The organism is Aedoeadaptatus coli, from assembly GCF_900343085.1.
In the GTDB taxonomy this organism is placed as follows: domain Bacteria; phylum Bacillota; class Clostridia; order Tissierellales; family Peptoniphilaceae; genus Aedoeadaptatus; species Aedoeadaptatus coli.
The window spans coordinates 18,196-34,612 of sequence record NZ_OPYI01000005.1 but is presented as its reverse complement, the minus strand read 5'-3'; the positions used below and the strand labels follow the sequence as shown (position 1 = coordinate 34,612).

Genomic DNA, 16,417 nt, shown 5'->3' with positions numbered 1-16,417 from the left:
GTGGCATCGTGACAAACAACATTCTGGAAATACAAGATTTATCCGTCTCCTTCGCCACCTTCTTCGGCGAAGTGGAAGCGGTGCGCCACGTGTCTTTTTCCGTCGGAAAGGGAAAGACCCTGGCCATCGTCGGCGAAAGCGGCTGCGGCAAGAGCGTCACGGCCAACGCCGTCATGCGGCTATTGCCCCAACCGCCGGCCCTCTACAAGACGGGCAAGGTGCTCTTTAACGGCGAAGACCTCCTTCAGAAGACGGAAAAGGAAATGACCGCCATTCGCGGAAACAAAATCGCCATGGTCTTCCAAGACCCGATGACCAGTTTAAACCCCACCATGAAAGTGGGGGCGCAGATCATCGAAGGCGTGAAGCGCCACAGAGACATCACAAAAGAAGAGGGCGAAAAGCTCGCCATCGAGATGCTGAGAAAAGTATCGGTGCCCAATCCGGAAAAGCGGATCAACCAATACCCCCACGAATTCTCCGGCGGGATGCGTCAGCGGGTGATGATCGCCATCGCCATGGCCTCCAATCCCCATCTGCTTATCGCCGACGAGCCTACCACGGCGCTGGACGTGACGGTGCAGGCCCAAATCTTAAAGCTCATGAAAAAGCTGAAAGACGACATGGATGCCTCCATCATCATGATTACTCACGACCTGGGCGTCGTCGCCGACATGGCCGACGATGTCATCGTCATGTATGCGGGTGAAGTCATCGAAGAAGGCACCGTCGACGAAATTTTCGCCGCGCCCAAGCATCCCTACACCGTGCGCCTCTTGGCCGCTGTGCCGCAACTGACCATGGACAAGGAAGAAACCCTTCACGCCATTGAAGGGACGCCGCCGGATCTGTACAAACCGCCGGAAGGCTGCGGCTTCTACGATCGCTGCTCCGAAGCCATGCGCATTTGCGAAAACCAAAAGCCCGAATTCATCGAACACAGCGAAGGCCACCGTTGCCGCTGCTGGAAGTACCACCCCTCCTATCCGAAAGCGAAGGAGTTGACACATGAATGAACCCATTCTGCAGGTAAAAAACCTGTCCAAACACTTTAAAGTAGAAAACGGCTTTCTCCAAGCCGTGGACGGATTAAATTTCGACATCTACAAAGGCGAAACCTTCGGCCTCGTCGGCGAAAGCGGCTGCGGCAAATCCACCGCCGGCCGCACCATCCTGCGCCTCTACGAGCCCACCGCAGGCGAAGTCCTCTTTGAAGGGCAAAACATCTACGATCTAAACCCCAAAGAAATGAAAGAGCACCGCAAAGAAATGCAGATGATCTTTCAAGACCCCTACGCCTCCCTGGACCCGCGGATGACCGTGGAAGAAATCATCGCCGAGCCCCTGGTCATCTACGGCATCGGCAACAAAAAAGAGCGCAGAGAACGGGTCATCGAGCTCCTGGAAATGGTGGGCCTAAGCGCCGAGCACAGCCTCCGCTTCCCCCACGAATTTTCCGGCGGGCAGAGACAGCGGATCGGCATCGCCCGTTCCCTGGCCCTGAACCCGAAATTCATCATCTGCGACGAGCCCATCTCCGCTCTGGACGTCTCCATTCAGGCGCAAGTCGTGAACCTTCTGAAAGACGTGCAAAAGAAACTGGGCCTCACCCTGCTCTTTATCGCCCACGACCTTTCCATGGTGCGCTACATTTCCGACCGCGTCGCCGTCATGTACCTGGGCAAACTCATGGAAGTCGGCACCACGGAAGACTTCTACGCCAATCCCCTGCACCCCTACACGAAAGCCCTCCTTTCGGCCATCCCCATCGCCGATCCCGAGGAGCAACGCAAACGCGTGCAAATCGAATTGGAAGGCGACGTGCCGAGCCCCATTAACATGAAGCCCGGCTGCCGCTTTGTGGATCGTTGCCCCTACGGCGACGATACCTGCCGCGGAAGAGATCCCGAAATGGAAGAAATCCTCCCCGGCCAATACGTGGCCTGCTTTAAAGTGCGGGAAATCAATAAAGATCGACTGTAAAATGATAAGACCCCTGCGGCATCTGCGCCGCGGGGGTCTTTTTTGTTGGGGAGATTGATTATACTGAAATATCCTTTGGGGTAGAGCAACCTCCTCATTAAATAATTTTTGCTTTTTCATTTCCGTGGTTGTTCATTCTGCGGAGGGCTACTACAAACTACTAGAAACTACTACGAACTACTACAAACTACCAGAAACTACTACAAACCGCTAGAAACCGCCACAGACAGGTGCAAGCTACTACGAACTACTACGAATTACTACGAAGTACTCTGAATAAAATTCAAGATCCCTTCCCACAAAATTAAGGCACAGCATTTTCCCTTAGCTTTCATGAAGATAAATCTATATGAAATGATCATGTCTAGATTATAGTAGATGATTTCTCTCTTGACCTCTCGATTTCCTTCCAGTTGAACTTGTCGGAATTTCCGACGAGTTGATTCTTTATCTAATTCCCCCTCGAGGTATATGTTTTTTATATGCTCTAAAACATTTGAGCGCGACGAATGAAACAAGTCCATAAGTTGAGGGACATTTAGCCATACTGTTTCATCTTCTAGTTTGACCTCGAGTCTACTTGAGCCATCCTCACTTTGATAGATAATCATTTCTCCGTTTAAGTTCTCTTTATTCATGTCCCTACCACTCCCTTAAGTAAACATTTTATGAAAAAGACTCCTATCCAGTGAAGACTTGCCCTAATTTCTACTTCTACATAAAACGTCGGTTCTTTTCATGTTTTCACTCGAAACCAATATTCATATCTATTTTATCGTCAATTTCATTCTTTATCCACTTCCCATTCATGCATTTTCCCCATTCAGCTTTCTTCCAATCAAAAACCCGACGACATCTTAAGCTCGTCGGGTCCGTATTAATTACTCGCTCATTATGCCGTCATCATGACGCATGAAAAACTTCAGATATTATATACCAGGGTGATGACGGATACGATCAGGCCGACGAGGGCAAGGACGAGCCATTTCTTTTCTCGCTCTTTGGAAAAGTAATAGCCCACGGCTCCGGCGAAGGACAGAATCGTTTGGGAGGCGATGGCCAAGATCTTCGGGTAGGTATTGGAGGGATTGCCCGAAAGATCCACTTGCACCGTCACCATTTCCGGCAAGTAGATGTAGCCGAAAATCCCCAGCGCAATGGACGCGGCGAAAATCCCGACGACGACGATTTTCTTATTCATTTTTTCCACCATCACTACATCTCCTTTTCAAATGTTGCGCGCCAATACAGGCCATAGAGCTGGATGGACAGGTAGACGGCGACGATGATGACGATTTGCAATTTATCTACGCCCATTAAGGAAAACATAATGAGCATGGCGGCGAATAAGTAGATCATAAGGTCGTAGGCCTTGGATTTGGCTTTTTCCGCGATTACAATATTCCTCTCGTCGTTCTTTTCGATTTCGATTTGCCGCCTCAGCGCCTCGTTGTCTTTCGTAGAGAAATAGCTGATGATATTTCCCGCGAAATGGCCGAACACGCCGCAACCCATACCGATCAATAGATAGTACATGGCATCGAGGGGTTTCTCGGCGCCGTATTTGTGGCCGAAAACACCGAGGAGCACCAGTGCAAGTCCCAAAAGCGCAAAGAATGTATTTTTCAAAACCCTGTTATTTTTTTCCATCTTCCTCTCCCTCTTCATAGATAAAAATGTCTTCAATGGTCAATTGAAAGTACGCCGCAATTTTAAAGGCCAATAGTATGGACGGATTGTATCTTCCGTTTTCCAAGGAACCGATGGTCTGCCTGGACACTTCGAGAATGTTTGCCAGTTCCGCTTGCGTGATGCCGCGTTCCTTTCTTATTTCTTCGAGTCTGTTTTTCAGATGCGATCACCTCCGAATGACAAGCTAGCTTTACATTTAGTGTAACCGGTCTTCTCTTTGATGTCAAGCTTGCTTTCCATTTATCGCGCAATTTTTTCTCAAGCAAATACATCTGTTCCACGACACCAAAAAAGCACCTACTTTTACGTAAGTGCTTTATCTCAGTTTCCATATCTCATTCCTCCTCAAGCCATCCGCGTTTTTTCCACCCGCGAAATTCCGCCCGGGCCATAATGACACACAGAAGGCAGGTGAGGCAGTCTGCAATGGGCACGGCGAAAAGGGCGCCGTCCAATCCGTAGGTTGCGGAGAGGGTGAGTGCCAGGGGGATCAAGAGGACGCCCTGCCGCAGAAGGGGGATGGCCAGGGAGCGGAGGGGTTTTCCGATGCCTTGGAAGAAGGAGGCCGTGGTCATGTGGATGCCGTAGAGGAAGAAGGCCATCATGTAGAGCCTAAAGAAATGGGCCGCGCAATCCTGATAGAGGGGATTGTCGGAGACAAAGAGGGCGGCGATCTGCCGGGGCAGCAGCAGGTAGATGGCGCACCAGCAGGCGGAGATGACGAGGGCGATGGTCGTTGCCATGCGGTAGGTGTGGCGCACCCGCGCGTAGTTTTTCGCCCCGAAATTGTAGCCGTTAATGGGCTGAATGGCGGAGGAGACGCCGACGAACATGGCGTGGGCAATTTGGTATACTTTCATCATCATGCCGTAGACGGAAAGGGCCATGTCGCTGCCGTAGATGGTGGCGGCGCCGTAGATGCGCATGAGATTGTTGAGCACGATTTGCACCAATGCAGTCAATACCTGTGTCAGAAAACTGGGAAAGCCCAGCTTTAATATCCGAATGGTCAAGGCCCGAGTCGGGCGCAAGGCGGTGCGCGTGAGGCGCACGGTCTCAAGTCGCCGCAGGTAGAGGAGGCACAGGCTTCCGGCGACAACTTCGCCGATGACCGTGGCGATCCCCGCGCCGACGACGCCCATATGGAAGCCGAAGATAAAAATCGGATCGAGAATTACATTGATGGCGGCGCCGGCCATCATGCATTTCATCGTGTATTTCGGCGAACCGTCGGCCCGAATCATGGCGGTGAAGGCGGGACAGATGAGTTGAAAGGGAAAGCCGACGGCGATGGTCCTGAGGTAGGCGAGGGATTCGTCGTAGGCCGTGTCCGTGGTGCCGAAAAGCCGCACGATCCGCGGCGCGAACAGGGCGCCGACGATGGCCATGACGAGGCCGCTCACGATGATCCAGGTAACCCCGTGGCCGAAGATGCGATCCGCCGTATCCTGGTCTTTTCGCCCCAAACACAGGCTGACGTTGGCGGCGCAGCCGTCGCCGAGCATGAGGGCCACGGCGTTCACGAGGATGGCGACGGGAAAGGCCACGTTTACCGCGGCCATGCCGGTGATTCCCGCGCCTTGGCCAACAAAGATCTGATCGACGATGTTATAGAGGTAATTGACCATAAGAGTCAGGGTCGTCGGCACCGAGTAGCGGATGAGGAGCTTCGAAATCGGCTCCGTCGCCAAGGGGCTGTCGACGGTTTGCATCTTTTTCACCATGCACCTTCCTTTTTGCGCTTTTCACTCACGAGGAAGTGCGCCGCAAATAAAAACATCCGGCGCTAAGGCTCCCAAGGGAATTGCCTGCACCGGATGCTTTTTTTCGGAAGACGAAGGGAAAGGGCATCCGGCGACAAGCCGAAAAGCCTCCTTCTCCCTTCCAGACTACACTGTTGGCTTCGGACTTGCACCGAATCGGCTATGCGCTCGCGGGCTTTTACCGCCAGTAGAATACATTCGTTTCCGAAGAAAACTTTCATCTTTAATTTATCACCATTTTATGGCTCGGTCAATGATTTCGTTTAATTTTTTGTTTTTTCGGGTGTTTATCCGATAAAATCGCATCGGACGCGCCGTCAGACGCAGAAAAATCGAGCAAAGGCGCAAAGGCCGCCTGCTCGATTTCATTCTTTTCCAGGTCAATCTGTCTGTTCGCCATTTTCTTCTTCCAATTCCTCGGCCACTTCTTCCTCCACGGCTTGTTTGATTTTTGAGTCGTCGATAATCGAGGCTTCGGCAATTTTTTCCAGTTTTTCTTTGTCTTTTTTCGTAAATTCCAAGTCGTCGTCCAATTTCTTTCGTGTCAGCCGACTCAGTTTCTTTCTTTTTTTGATCTCGGACTTGATTTCGCTCCGCTCCCGAATCCACGCGGCGATTAATATCAGGATGAGGATCAGTCCCAAATAGCCTAAGATCGGATAGAGAATGGCCATTAATTTTTTAAATCCCAGGAAGGACAGGCCGAATCCGGCCAAAGTAAAGAGGATCAGATTGCGCTTAAAGGTGCCTTCTGTGGCGGAAAAGCGCCTGGCGGCGGAGTAAAAAAGGGACATGCCCGTGTTAAAGATCATGCCGAAAATGATGACGGACATGGCGAGGCCCATGGCGGGATGCACGCTGTCTAAAACGGTCTGCATGGGAATGTCCGCATCTTTCACGATTTCCAAGGCGAGAAAGAGCGTCACGCCGACGAGCCCCGTGAGAATGGCCACGAGGGCACCGCCGATCATGCCGCCGATGCGCGCTTCGGCCGGGTCGGTTTTGCTGCCCCCTAAAACGAAGGCCATGGAAATGCCGCTGATCATGCAGAGGCCGAAGTAGTTGATGGTGGAGAGGGGAAGGTTCGGCAGGGCAGGAGGCAGGGTTTTTCCCAGTGCGTCCAAAAGCGCCACGTCCGGCGTCGCCTTAGCCATGGTGTAGACCGCGCCGATCAAGGTAAAGACCAGAACCAGCGGCGTAAAGGCCCCGATGATTTTGGCCACTTTATCGAAATCCAACATGCCCACGACGACAATGAGGGCCGTGCACAGGAGGGAGCCGATCCAGGGCGCCAGGCCGAATTGTTGCTCCAGATTCGATCCGGCGCCGGCGATCATGACAAAGCCCATTAAAAAGCAATTGACGATGAGGGCGTAGTCCATAAATTTCGTCACGGCGGTAGAGGTCACCTCGTCCAGCACGTCGATGTGACTTTGGGCGACGAAGTGGCTGCCTAATTGCAAGACGATGCCGCCCACCACCACGTGCAGCACGCCCACCGCGGCGATGCCGTAAATCCCCGGCAGACCGAAGGACAGAAAATACTGCAGGAGCTCCTGTCCGCTGGCCAGGCCGGCCCCGGTGAGGACGCCGACGTAGGCGAAAATAATGCTTAGTGTTTTTTTATTCATTAAGACTCCTTTGTAAAATGCAATAACTTAACTTAAATAGTTTATCATAAAATTTCCTCTCATCAAAATCGCCCGCTTTTTCCGCTTTTTTCACCTTCGATACCGACAAATTATCCCTTTCGTCAAATAGGATACTCACACTTTTCGCTTCAATCGTCCTTATGCAACAGAAAAGCCCTCGCACGGGCTGTATTTAAGAGGCTCCTCGTCCGGTCTCTCATTTTTACCATTTCTTAAAATGGATTACCCGGCATCCCGCGCTCTTCTTCTCTTTCACCTTTTATCTTCAGCAGATAGGCGCAGTAGGCCGCGGATATAACCGCCGTGGCGATGACGTAGATCCACAAAATGTTCGTCGTCTCTATGCCGTATTTCGAGCTTGCATTGATAAAGCCGTGGATCAGGATGCAGGGCCAAAGGCTCTTGCTCTTATAAAAAACAATGGTAAACATAAAGCCCCACGCCACAGCAAAGATGATCTGGGCCACGGTCTCCGGGCCGGCTTGTCCCGTAAGCAGGTTGATGATGTGGCCCATGCCGAAGGTGACGGCCACGATGACGATGGATTTTCGCAGGCCGTCTCGCGGCACCAGGGCTTTAAAGAGGAAGCCGCGGAAGATCACTTCCTCGACGAAGCCGATGAGGAGCATAGACAAGCACGCCCACAGTTGGGCGAGGCCGCCGTAGGCGGGAGCGATGCCGTTCCACAGATTGCCCGTGGCCAAGAAGCACATGGGGAGAAAGTAGAGGAATCTCTTGCCGTCTTTGGGCCACATGTTTAGCCCGTATTTTCCTTGTAAATCGTATTTTTTCACCCACAGGCCGATCACCGCCGCCATGGCAAGGAGGACGAGGAGCAGGTAGATGCTTTCGTCGCCGAATTGCCCGCGAAGGCTCATGGTCACCACGCAATAGAGAGCGATCCACAATAGCGCGAAGGCCAATTCGTTTCTTTTGTACAGGCTGTGCATGTCGTTCCTCCTCTCTTTTTCATTCATTGGCATGGAAAAAGCGGACCCGCGATCCGCCTTTTCCATATGGATAAATACCCTGCACTCCGATCCCTTTGTGATCCCTCATGCGTCTTTAAGGCAGGGACTTTCAGCGAACAGGGATAGGCTAAGTCACTCGACGGCAAAGGGATCGTCGTCCGCGCGGTCGTTCCAAATATACTCCGATCGGGCGGCATTTTCTTCTGCCGCGGCGCGTCCGAAAATGTCCGACACAAAGCCCAATGCCATGTCGATTCCCGCGGAAACGCCTGACGATGTGTAGTACTTTCCGTCGCGAACCCATCGCGCCTTGGCGATCCAGTCCGCGGGACCGGTGGTTTTTACCCAATCAAAAGCGCGCTTGTTCGACGTCGCCTTGACTCCTTTCAACAAATCTGCGGCGGCCAACACCGCGGAACCTGTGCACACGGACATAACATAGGTCGCCGAATCGGCGAGGGCCCTTAACTTCTCTAAATAGGCCTCGTCTCCCACCAGCTTGCGCGTTCCCATGCCGCCGGGTACCAAAAGCACGCTGTCTTCGGGCAAACTGTCAACCGTTTCCGTCAGAATCTGTGCCCCTTGAAAGGTTGTCATCAAGCCGCCTTCCATGGAGATGTAATGCATGGACGCATCTTCCGTGGCTCCGAATATCTCTACGGGCCCGAAAAGATCCAGGGATTCACATTGATCAAATAAAAGAAAATAAAAATTCATATTCGTCTCCGATTCTTATTTTTTCCTCCCATGGTCTCCAATGAATCCACGGAATGCGACTCAAAGGATCTGCCTTCTCTTAATTTCTTAAAAACGCTACTTTTTGCGTTCAGATACTATTTACCCTTTTTTTATTTTTTTCTCTATGCTTTTCCGCACAAATTTTTCGTCGCACATTTTGGCCTCTGCATGTTTCCGTGCCCGGAGCTTTCCGCCGAATGCATGTTGATCATCGGTAAATCCGCTTGTACTTCTTATGCACTTGATGCAACAATTCGGAAAACTCTTCCGATTTCGACTCCAACAGACCGTGGCTGGTGTTCTTCATCAAATACAGATCCTTTTGCGGCGCGCGCACCGCGTCGAAATAGGCTTGTGCCAGCTCATTATTCGCCTGATAATCCATGTCCCCGTTGATGTTGACATAGGGGACCGGATAGGTCGTCTTGCCTTTCAGGGAAAATGCCTGAAATTCATCGGACAGATAAAAATCAAGGTATGCCCGCGAATCCCGACGGAAGTACATAAACCAATCCTTCAGCGAGTAATTGGGATTAAATAATACCACCCCGGGCAGGCAATAATCCGTCCCGTCTTTCATCATGCCGTAGCCGTACTTTTCCAACTGGCTTCCCGCTGCGTAGGCGCTGAGAAGCAGCACGAGAAGGATGCCCAAGATGCAAGGGATGATTTTTAATGCCTTTTTTGTTCTGCCCATTAGATCGCCCAAAATTTATACATTTCAAAGGTGACGATGACCATGCATTGGACCATGGCCAAAAGCACGGTGATGAGAAATTTCCGTCGTTCTTTCTTTGTCACATTTCCGCAGGCATTTTTTCGTGCCAAAAACAGCGTCAGTGCCATAAGAATAACCAACACGCCGAAAAGCGCGCTTTGAATCATGTAGGATTCCGGCCTTCCGATATTCCCCGTACTGTATCCGGTGCTCAGTCGCGCAAAAAGAATGACGAGATTCGCAAGGGCAAGGGCCATCCACCCCGACAAGACATAGGCGTGCTTTCGTAGCGAATCGGCGGAAACATGGCGCTTTTTCTTTATTAAGGAATCTACGATAAGTCCGCCGACGATTTTTACGAATCCGCAAAGGCCCGCAAGGATGAAAAGGACCATGCACGTTAGATTGGCGATCGCCTGAACCGTGGACAAGGTGAAGTCTGAAAAGGGCGTTTCCACCGTTTTATCTTCTTCGTACCACCAATTGTCCAAATCTTCTTCACTGTAGGTGATCACGCCCATGGCTCCCAAAAAAGACAGGGGCCCTTCAATGATTCCGCGGGTATTGAGCAAAAGACCCTTCGGTACCTCTCTTTTCACCCGGGCGAGGGGCGAGTCGGCAAACTTTCCGTAAATCAGCTCATACATATCGTAATTAAAGACGGTTTCGTGGGCTTGATTGGTCATCAATACCATCCCCACACCGCTGACAGGGTCAAACTGCAACATGGAGGAGCAACCGAAGGTGTTTCCGCCGTGGCCGAGGGTCTCAACGCCGTAGTAGCTCGCGAAAAATCCGTGGAGATTTTTTTCCACATCTGTCGATCCGTAAAAAGCCGTGGGGCTTTCCATTTCTCTTAAAGTCGCCTGTTTTTTAAACAGAGGCGAGGGGTGGGCCTCATCGGGCGTCAGTGCCCGGGCAAATTTCCCGAGGTCTTCGATGGTACCCGCTGCACTGCCTGCCGGGTAGAGTAATATATAATAAAGTCCGGCGCCGCCGATGGCTTCGCCTTCGGTATCGTAGCATTTCAACTTCATTCGCCGGTCATGCACCCATTCGTTGTCCCCATAGTTGGGGCTTATGGAGGTATGCTCCATATGGAGGGGTTTAAAGATGTGTTCATGTACATAGCTGACATAATCCATGCCGGAAACCCGTTGGACGATGTAAGCCGCCAAGGCCGCGCCCCAGTTTGAATAGGCCGTGTGTTCTCCCGGCGCATACACCTGCTTCGGTTGCCTCGTCCTTAAAGTCGCTTCAAGGGATGTCAACTCGGAAGGATCCGCCGTCTGAATAAAATAAGTATCTTGAAAACCAGCCTGATGGTTCATTAAATCGACCATGGTCATGGGCTTATCATAACGCAGATTGGTAAGAAAACCCTCAGGCAAGTATGTTTGAATGTCCGCATTCAGATCGATTTTCCCTTCTTCGACCAGTTGCATGACGCTGACCCAAACCATGAGTTTGGAGACGGATCCCCATTCGTACACCGTGTCCTCATTGGTGGCAAGCTTTTTTTCTTTGTCGGCGTAGCCGAAAGCATTTTCGTAGATCGTCCCGTCACGATCGTAGACGAGAACATTCAAGCCGCAGGTGGTTTTCTCGTGGTCGCTAACATACCCTTCGATTGCCGTGGGAAGATCCCCGTTCGCCAGACCCGAAGGAAGCGTTTTTTCAGCCCCTTCCGCCGAAGCTTGTGGCGAGAGAGCGAAAGTAAAGATCAAGCTGAACACCAAGGCCAAGCTGAGTATTTTTTTCATCCGACACCCCTCCTTATGCCCATTTTATTCTTGAAGTCTGTTCCCCATGTCATGGGGGCGTAAAATCTTCGTCAATTTCAGAACAGCTTCAATGCTTTTCTAAAGCCTGTATCCGACATTCGGGCAACGCAAAAAATCGACGTCTGCTTCATGGCCGACGCCGATCTTTTCTACTTTCCGAAACATATTTTTTTCTTGTTCAGGATAAAGGAGCCGAGGAGGACCAGGGCCAAGCCCACGGCCATATTTAGGGTAAATGTCTCGCCTAATACGATGACCGACAGAAGGGAGCCGAAGATCGGTATAAACAGTTTGTAAACGCCGAATTCGTTGGCGTTGTAGCGCTGGAGCACCGAGGTCCAGATGGAAAAGGAGGTCGCCGAGATAAAGGAGCCGTATAAAATCATGAGGCACGCTTTCGGCGTCAAGGCCAAGGGCCGGCCGGCGATGGCGAGCCCCAAAAGGATGAGCACCACGGCACCGATCATAAATTGAAAGGACGTGAGGATAAAGGAATTGACGCCTTTTCCGTACTTTCGAATCATTACCGAGGCCAGGGCGTTTAATGTGGTGGCGATGAGCACGAAGCCTTCCCCGGCAAAGCGAATGCCGCCCGTTGCTTCCGCCGGTCCGTTGGAAATAATGATGCCCGCGGTCCCCAAGATCAGGGCGATGAGAATATTCGGGTTCACCTTTTCGTTCGGGATCAGAATCGCCGAAATCAACACGACGAGAAAGGCATTGGTGGATTGGATGATCGACGATTTCACGCCGGCCACATGGGATAGGCCGATGTAATAGAAAATATATTGCAAGGACGTTTGAATCAAGGCCAGGATCACGACAAATTTCCAATTAACTTTTTTAAAGGCGATGGGCCGCCCCTTTTCGCTGATTTTAAAATAGACGAGGGTCAAAAAACCGGCCAACAGAAACCGAATCCCCGCCACCAGTATTTTTAGTCCCGCGTCCCCTTGGCCGATGCCCAGCTCCGTAAAGGTGGATTTAATTAAGGGGATGGCGCTTCCCCACAAAAGCATGGCAAGGATACTTAATAGTACGGCATTTCTCTTTTTTGATAACAACTTGACCTCCGCATTTTCTTTTATTTTCAACGCTCGTACATCTCTTTGACGAATCAAAAACCCGACACGGCAAGGGAAGATAGGCCATGTCGGGATTCGCTTCATTTATTTCTCTTTTTTCTTCATGTTCATTCCCGCCGCCATGCCCAGTAGCATGCCCACAGAAATTCCCATGGGTATATTTTCTCGTCCCAAGGAAACTGCAACGGCGGCGCCAAGCGCCATTCCCGTCGCCATACCTTCGACGAAGTAAGTCTTCTTTTCTGTTGCGACCCCGCTTTTCGATTGCTTTACCGCCTTTATAATAACATAAAACATGGTCGCAACAATCACAATTAAAGGGAGTATGATTTTCAGTGATTTTATATTTTCAAAGTTCATGATTCTTCATCTCCTTTTTGGGTTTTTAGATTTATACCCTACGGAGATGAAAAACCACATTTTTGATACAATATATCACTTGACTTCCGGCACGCTCCTCCCAAGCAGTCTTAAAGATGAGCGTTCTCTTGTCCGAAATTTTCGACAAGCTTCCATTTCCCTACAAAAAATTAAAGGAGAAGATTGAAAACTCGCCGGTCGTATCGTAGGTGCCGTCGTCTCTCAATTCCCACGATCGATTAGCCCTTGCCCATAACGGACATGAAACGCTTAAACATCAGATTGGAATAGCCCTCTTCTTCCACGAGATCCTTCCAATTGAGAACGGCCTCCGCGTCGGTGACTTCATCGGGCAGCATCATGCTTCCGTCCTTCAAACTGATGGAAGGGGAGAATGCCGTGATATCGTCTCTGAAGCGAATGGTGATCTTGCCGTTTGGCGCCGTTTCGCTGATGTTTTGGCAGATAAATGTGGCGCCGGTGGTGCCGAGGGTGTCCAAAGAAGGATTGTCCACTTCCTTTAACTTTCCAGCCTCTGAAATCTCAAGTTCCTTCAGAGAGACGGAGGCGTTTTTGTACTTTGGAATGACCAGGTAGCATTCCTCCCCGTTCAGACAAGGCCTGTCGCCGCCCTCGCTCTCTTTCACGGAAATGAGCATGTTCGGATCTTCCCAATTTGTGAACACGCCTGTCCATGCGTGCAATTTGGCCAGGGTCTCCTTCAAGCTCGCTTCGTCGAAGGCGGCGCCCAGGTGAATGATAAAGGCCTTGTGGTTTTCATCCTCGGGATCGACGCCGAGTTTTCTCGCCATTCTTACGTACACCTCGGAAAGCGGATCCGCGTCAAATTTGTCTGCCCTCAGTTTCAAAAGCGGCGGACACGGTCCCTCGTCCGGGTCGATGGATTGGGCGCAGACAAAGGTGGGTGCGCCCACTTCGTCCAAAAAGATTCGGCGATCCCGCGCCTCGCCTTTGTCCCACAGATTGTTGAGAACCAAGCCGGTGTAGCTGCTCGGATTGTAGAAATAGGACGTATCGGTGACATCTCCGAAATAGAGGCTCGTATCCAAGTCCTGGGCTTCCACCAAGCTGTTTTCAATGAGGCCCGAAAGCTCGCCCTTCTCCACGCCGAAATGCTTCATAAGAGCATCGTCGTCCATAAACTTTCCGTCGGGGAGAGAGAAGTTAAACACGGTGTAATGAGCCGCCCCTTGTTCCCAAATATCGTAGTTTTCGATCATGACGCTCAACACATCCTCGTCTTGATACGCGGAAAAAGAAGCGCAAATCCCCGTATCGAAACCTTCCATTTCCTTCTCGTGCTCGGCGTAGGTGTCTTTCATGTGTTTTACCATGGCGTCGATCTGCTTATTTGCCGCAGCTGCGTCCTCGGAATCCAGTAGAATCCGCGGCACGTGGATGCCGCGCACGCCCCGCTTTGCGGAGGCCGAGTACTTCTCGTCGACGAAATCCTTCCACACCTCTCGGTCTTCCACATAATAAGAAACGGATCCGATCGTCGCCCCTTCAACAGGCTTTAATTTGGCCACTGCCTTTGAGGCGCCGCCATTCGCCGCCGCATTTCCGCGATTTGCGTCGTTCTTTCCTGACCCCATGGAATTGTTTGCGCATCCTGCGAGGAGTACCGCCGCCAAAAAGAGCATCAACAGCTTCGAATTTTTTTTCATACCATCGCCTCCTTTAAATAAAAATATATCCACTTTGCTTTATTATAATCTATAAAGCGGTATGGAAGGCTTCTTATGTAAAACATAATCGAGAAAGCAATATGCTTACGATTATGTTGACTTAAAGTGTGCGCAAGTAGATACGTGATTTATTATTTCAAGATTCATCTTGTTTTTTAAGAAGTTTTTTATACTCTTCCTCCAACTTTTCTCTCTCAGTTTTAGATATATCCATTGCCAATCTAGAATTGATAGTAGATAGCCTGAAATCGCGCAATAATTTTTCCCCATTATCGCTCTTGTTGAATTTATTCTTTCTTTCTTTGTATTGTAGTAAGTCACCTTTAAAACCAGTAATTCTTTCATCCTTAATGATTAAAAGACTGTTTGCTATGTTATTTATAAACTCTTCATCATGGGTTACAAAAAGAAATGGTCTATCATAAGATTTCAATAGATTTTCTAAACTTTCAATTGCTCTTATGTCTAAAAAGTTTGTCGGCTCATCAAAAATAAGATAGTTAAAGTCAGCCGTCAGAATTTTAGCTAATTTTACTTTAGCTTTTTCGCCATCGCTTAAAACTCCGATAATTTTATGTGCATTTTTATTCCTAAAGCCCAATTTTGCAAGCACAATCCTTGCCAGGGTTTCATCATAGATAGTTGTATTCAGTACATTCTCTAAAATACTATTATCTTCCTCTAATGTCTCATCCATCTGACTTAAATAACCAATTTTGAGATTCGGATGCACCCAAATATTCTCTTTATTAAGAATCATTTTTAATAGAGTGGTTTTCCCACTACCATTATCGCCGATAAGCGCCACCTTGGAATTGTTTTCTATTGTAAATTCTGACTTCTCAAATAGAACTTTTCTATTAAACGCTTTATTTAAATTTTCTGCCCTTATTAATACTTTAGAGTGAATCCGTTTATTATCCGGCACAGATAACTTTATGTCCTCTCCTTCCTTTGGTTTTTCTTTCGCGTCAAGTTGATGTATTCTTGACTCCACTGACTTTACTTGCTTATCAAGTTTCTTCTTGTTTTCCTGACCGCCCATCTTATGAAGTCTGGCTTCTGAATTTCCCATTCTTTTAGGTGTGGTTCTAACTTTTGACGCCTGTTCCTTTATATTAACTGCTAGGTTTTCAAGCCTTCTTTTTTCTCTTATATAGTTTGTATATTCTTTTTCTTTGAATTTTTGCCTTTTTTCTCTTTCTTCAAGGTAAAATTGATAGTCTCCATTATACTCTTCAATCTTTCCATCTGATAATTCTAAAATCTTATTGCAGGTTTTATTAATAAAGTCACGATCGTGCGAAATGATCAGGTATCCCATCTTTCTTGAATTTAATTTCTGTATTATTTTCTCTTTTTGCACGATGTCTAAATGTGATGTTGGCTCATCCATTAAGAGAAACTTAAAATCATCAGACAATAGATCGAAAAGCTTTAATCTTCTAAATTCTCCCGGGCTATACCTCTCGTCAATATTTAGTTTTGCCTTAGAATAAATTTCATTGGAAATATATTTGTCTTCAACACCATCATTCAATAGATAGTCCAAATCTCCGTCGACATTTACTATCCCCGTATATTCCTTATCAAACCCTAAAATAAGTCGAAATAGTGTTGTTTTACCCGCACCGTTGTCCCCGATCAGAGCAATTTTATCGTTCTCGTTAATCGATAAGCTATTGATTTCAAGTGGTTGTTTATCAGGCAATATCTTTCTTAAGTTGTTTATATTTATCATAAATCCTCCTTTGATTTTTGAGAGGATTTCTTTCCTCTCTTATCTGTTTCTTGTGTTCTTTGTGTTAATCATTTTTCTATACCTCCAAATATTATTATTTTTTGTATACCCGTATTAAAAAACATCAAGCCTCTATCGCCATAAAATAAACGGATTCGGCCGTCTCATCACCTCATCCAATCATTCTACCATAAATCAAGATCGAAACTCTCCAAGTACTT

At 48.9% G+C, this 16,417-nt stretch carries 15 protein-coding genes and 1 riboswitch; of the genes, 2 read left to right on the top strand and 13 right to left on the bottom strand.

Annotation, left to right across the window (positions count from 1 at the left end; translation table 11 throughout):
• Positions 1 to 8 precede the first annotated feature (8 nt).
• Positions 9 to 1,016, top strand: a complete 1,008-nt coding sequence (locus DG046_RS03565) for an ABC transporter ATP-binding protein (protein WP_199909577.1) — start codon at positions 9 to 11, stop codon at positions 1,014 to 1,016.
• Entirely contained in the window at positions 1,009 to 1,983 is a 975-nt protein-coding gene (locus DG046_RS03560) for an ABC transporter ATP-binding protein (protein WP_108831210.1), read from the top strand. Before DG046_RS03565 ends, DG046_RS03560 begins: the two co-directional genes overlap by 8 nt.
• 922 nt (positions 1,984 to 2,905) lie before the next feature.
• On the opposite strand, the gene DG046_RS03550 is transcribed toward DG046_RS03560, so the two are convergent.
• The 13 genes from DG046_RS03550 to abc-f form a co-directional block, all read right to left on the bottom strand.
• Positions 2,906 to 3,184, bottom strand: coding sequence for a DUF1648 domain-containing protein (locus DG046_RS03550; protein WP_108831266.1), 279 nt, complete (start codon positions 3,182 to 3,184; stop codon positions 2,906 to 2,908).
• A gap of 14 nt (positions 3,185 to 3,198) precedes the next feature.
• Positions 3,199 to 3,633: a hypothetical protein gene (locus DG046_RS03545; RefSeq protein WP_108831208.1), complete on the bottom strand. Its 435-nt coding sequence runs from the start codon at positions 3,631 to 3,633 to the stop codon at positions 3,199 to 3,201.
• Positions 3,620 to 3,835 carry a helix-turn-helix transcriptional regulator gene (locus DG046_RS03540; protein WP_108831207.1) on the bottom strand — a complete coding sequence of 72 codons (216 nt, stop codon included), beginning with the start codon at positions 3,833 to 3,835 and terminating at the stop codon, positions 3,620 to 3,622. The genes DG046_RS03545 and DG046_RS03540 overlap by 14 nt, the downstream gene beginning before the upstream one ends.
• Positions 3,836 to 4,010: 175 nt before the next feature.
• A complete protein-coding gene (locus DG046_RS03535; RefSeq protein WP_199909575.1) occupies positions 4,011 to 5,399 on the bottom strand; it encodes an MATE family efflux transporter in 1,389 nt (462 codons plus the stop codon).
• 144 nt (positions 5,400 to 5,543) lie between these two features.
• Positions 5,544 to 5,654, bottom strand: a riboswitch (FMN riboswitch).
• A 164-nt stretch (positions 5,655 to 5,818) separates the two neighbouring features.
• Complete coding sequence (locus DG046_RS03530; protein ID WP_108831206.1) at positions 5,819 to 7,069, bottom strand: YkvI family membrane protein; 1,251 nt, start codon at positions 7,067 to 7,069, stop codon at positions 5,819 to 5,821.
• A gap of 233 nt (positions 7,070 to 7,302) precedes the next feature.
• Positions 7,303 to 8,040, bottom strand: coding sequence for a CPBP family intramembrane glutamic endopeptidase (locus tag DG046_RS03520; RefSeq protein WP_108831204.1), 738 nt, complete (start codon positions 8,038 to 8,040; stop codon positions 7,303 to 7,305).
• 153 nt (positions 8,041 to 8,193) lie between these two features.
• Positions 8,194 to 8,778, bottom strand: a complete 585-nt coding sequence (locus DG046_RS03515) for a DJ-1/PfpI family protein (protein WP_108831203.1) — start codon at positions 8,776 to 8,778, stop codon at positions 8,194 to 8,196.
• Positions 8,779 to 9,007: 229 nt separating this feature from the next.
• Positions 9,008 to 9,496 (bottom strand): hypothetical protein, encoded by a 489-nt coding sequence (locus DG046_RS03510; RefSeq protein ID WP_108831202.1) that lies wholly within the window; start codon positions 9,494 to 9,496, stop codon positions 9,008 to 9,010.
• Entirely contained in the window at positions 9,496 to 11,280 is a 1,785-nt protein-coding gene (locus DG046_RS03505) for a serine hydrolase domain-containing protein (protein WP_108831201.1), read from the bottom strand. The genes DG046_RS03510 and DG046_RS03505 overlap by 1 nt, the downstream gene beginning before the upstream one ends.
• 170 nt (positions 11,281 to 11,450) lie before the next feature.
• Complete coding sequence (locus DG046_RS03500) at positions 11,451 to 12,365, bottom strand: DMT family transporter (protein ID WP_108831200.1); 915 nt, start codon at positions 12,363 to 12,365, stop codon at positions 11,451 to 11,453.
• Positions 12,366 to 12,470: 105 nt separating this feature from the next.
• On the bottom strand, positions 12,471 to 12,746 hold the full coding sequence (locus DG046_RS03495; RefSeq protein ID WP_108831199.1) for a glycine zipper domain-containing protein: 276 nt from the start codon (positions 12,744 to 12,746) through the stop codon (positions 12,471 to 12,473).
• A 239-nt stretch (positions 12,747 to 12,985) separates the two neighbouring features.
• Positions 12,986 to 14,434 (bottom strand): hypothetical protein, encoded by a 1,449-nt coding sequence (locus DG046_RS03490; protein ID WP_108831198.1) that lies wholly within the window; start codon positions 14,432 to 14,434, stop codon positions 12,986 to 12,988.
• A 157-nt stretch (positions 14,435 to 14,591) separates the two neighbouring features.
• A complete protein-coding gene (gene abc-f / locus DG046_RS03485; protein ID WP_108831197.1) occupies positions 14,592 to 16,196 on the bottom strand; it encodes a ribosomal protection-like ABC-F family protein in 1,605 nt (534 codons plus the stop codon).
• Between the last annotated feature and the right edge of the window lie 221 nt (positions 16,197 to 16,417).

Bases quoted from the DNA above. Each gene is read 5' to 3' on its own strand.
- DG046_RS03560 (WP_108831210.1), top strand. From the start codon at position 1,009: ATGAATGAACCCATTCTGCAGGTAAAAAACCTGTCCAAACACTTTAAA.
- DG046_RS03550 (WP_108831266.1), bottom strand. From the start codon at position 3,184: ATGAATAAGAAAATCGTCGTCGTCGGGATTTTCGCCGCGTCCATTGCG.
- DG046_RS03545 (WP_108831208.1), bottom strand. From the start codon at position 3,633: ATGGAAAAAAATAACAGGGTTTTGAAAAATACATTCTTTGCGCTTTTG.
- DG046_RS03535 (WP_199909575.1), bottom strand. From the start codon at position 5,399: ATGGTGAAAAAGATGCAAACCGTCGACAGCCCCTTGGCGACGGAGCCG.
- DG046_RS03530 (WP_108831206.1), bottom strand. From the start codon at position 7,069: ATGAATAAAAAAACACTAAGCATTATTTTCGCCTACGTCGGCGTCCTC.
- DG046_RS03520 (WP_108831204.1), bottom strand. From the start codon at position 8,040: ATGCACAGCCTGTACAAAAGAAACGAATTGGCCTTCGCGCTATTGTGG.
- DG046_RS03515 (WP_108831203.1), bottom strand. From the start codon at position 8,778: ATGAATTTTTATTTTCTTTTATTTGATCAATGTGAATCCCTGGATCTT.
- DG046_RS03510 (WP_108831202.1), bottom strand. From the start codon at position 9,496: ATGGGCAGAACAAAAAAGGCATTAAAAATCATCCCTTGCATCTTGGGC.
- DG046_RS03505 (WP_108831201.1), bottom strand. From the start codon at position 11,280: ATGAAAAAAATACTCAGCTTGGCCTTGGTGTTCAGCTTGATCTTTACT.
- DG046_RS03495 (WP_108831199.1), bottom strand. From the start codon at position 12,746: ATGAACTTTGAAAATATAAAATCACTGAAAATCATACTCCCTTTAATT.
- DG046_RS03490 (WP_108831198.1), bottom strand. From the start codon at position 14,434: ATGAAAAAAAATTCGAAGCTGTTGATGCTCTTTTTGGCGGCGGTACTC.
- abc-f (WP_108831197.1), bottom strand. From the start codon at position 16,196: ATGATAAATATAAACAACTTAAGAAAGATATTGCCTGATAAACAACCA.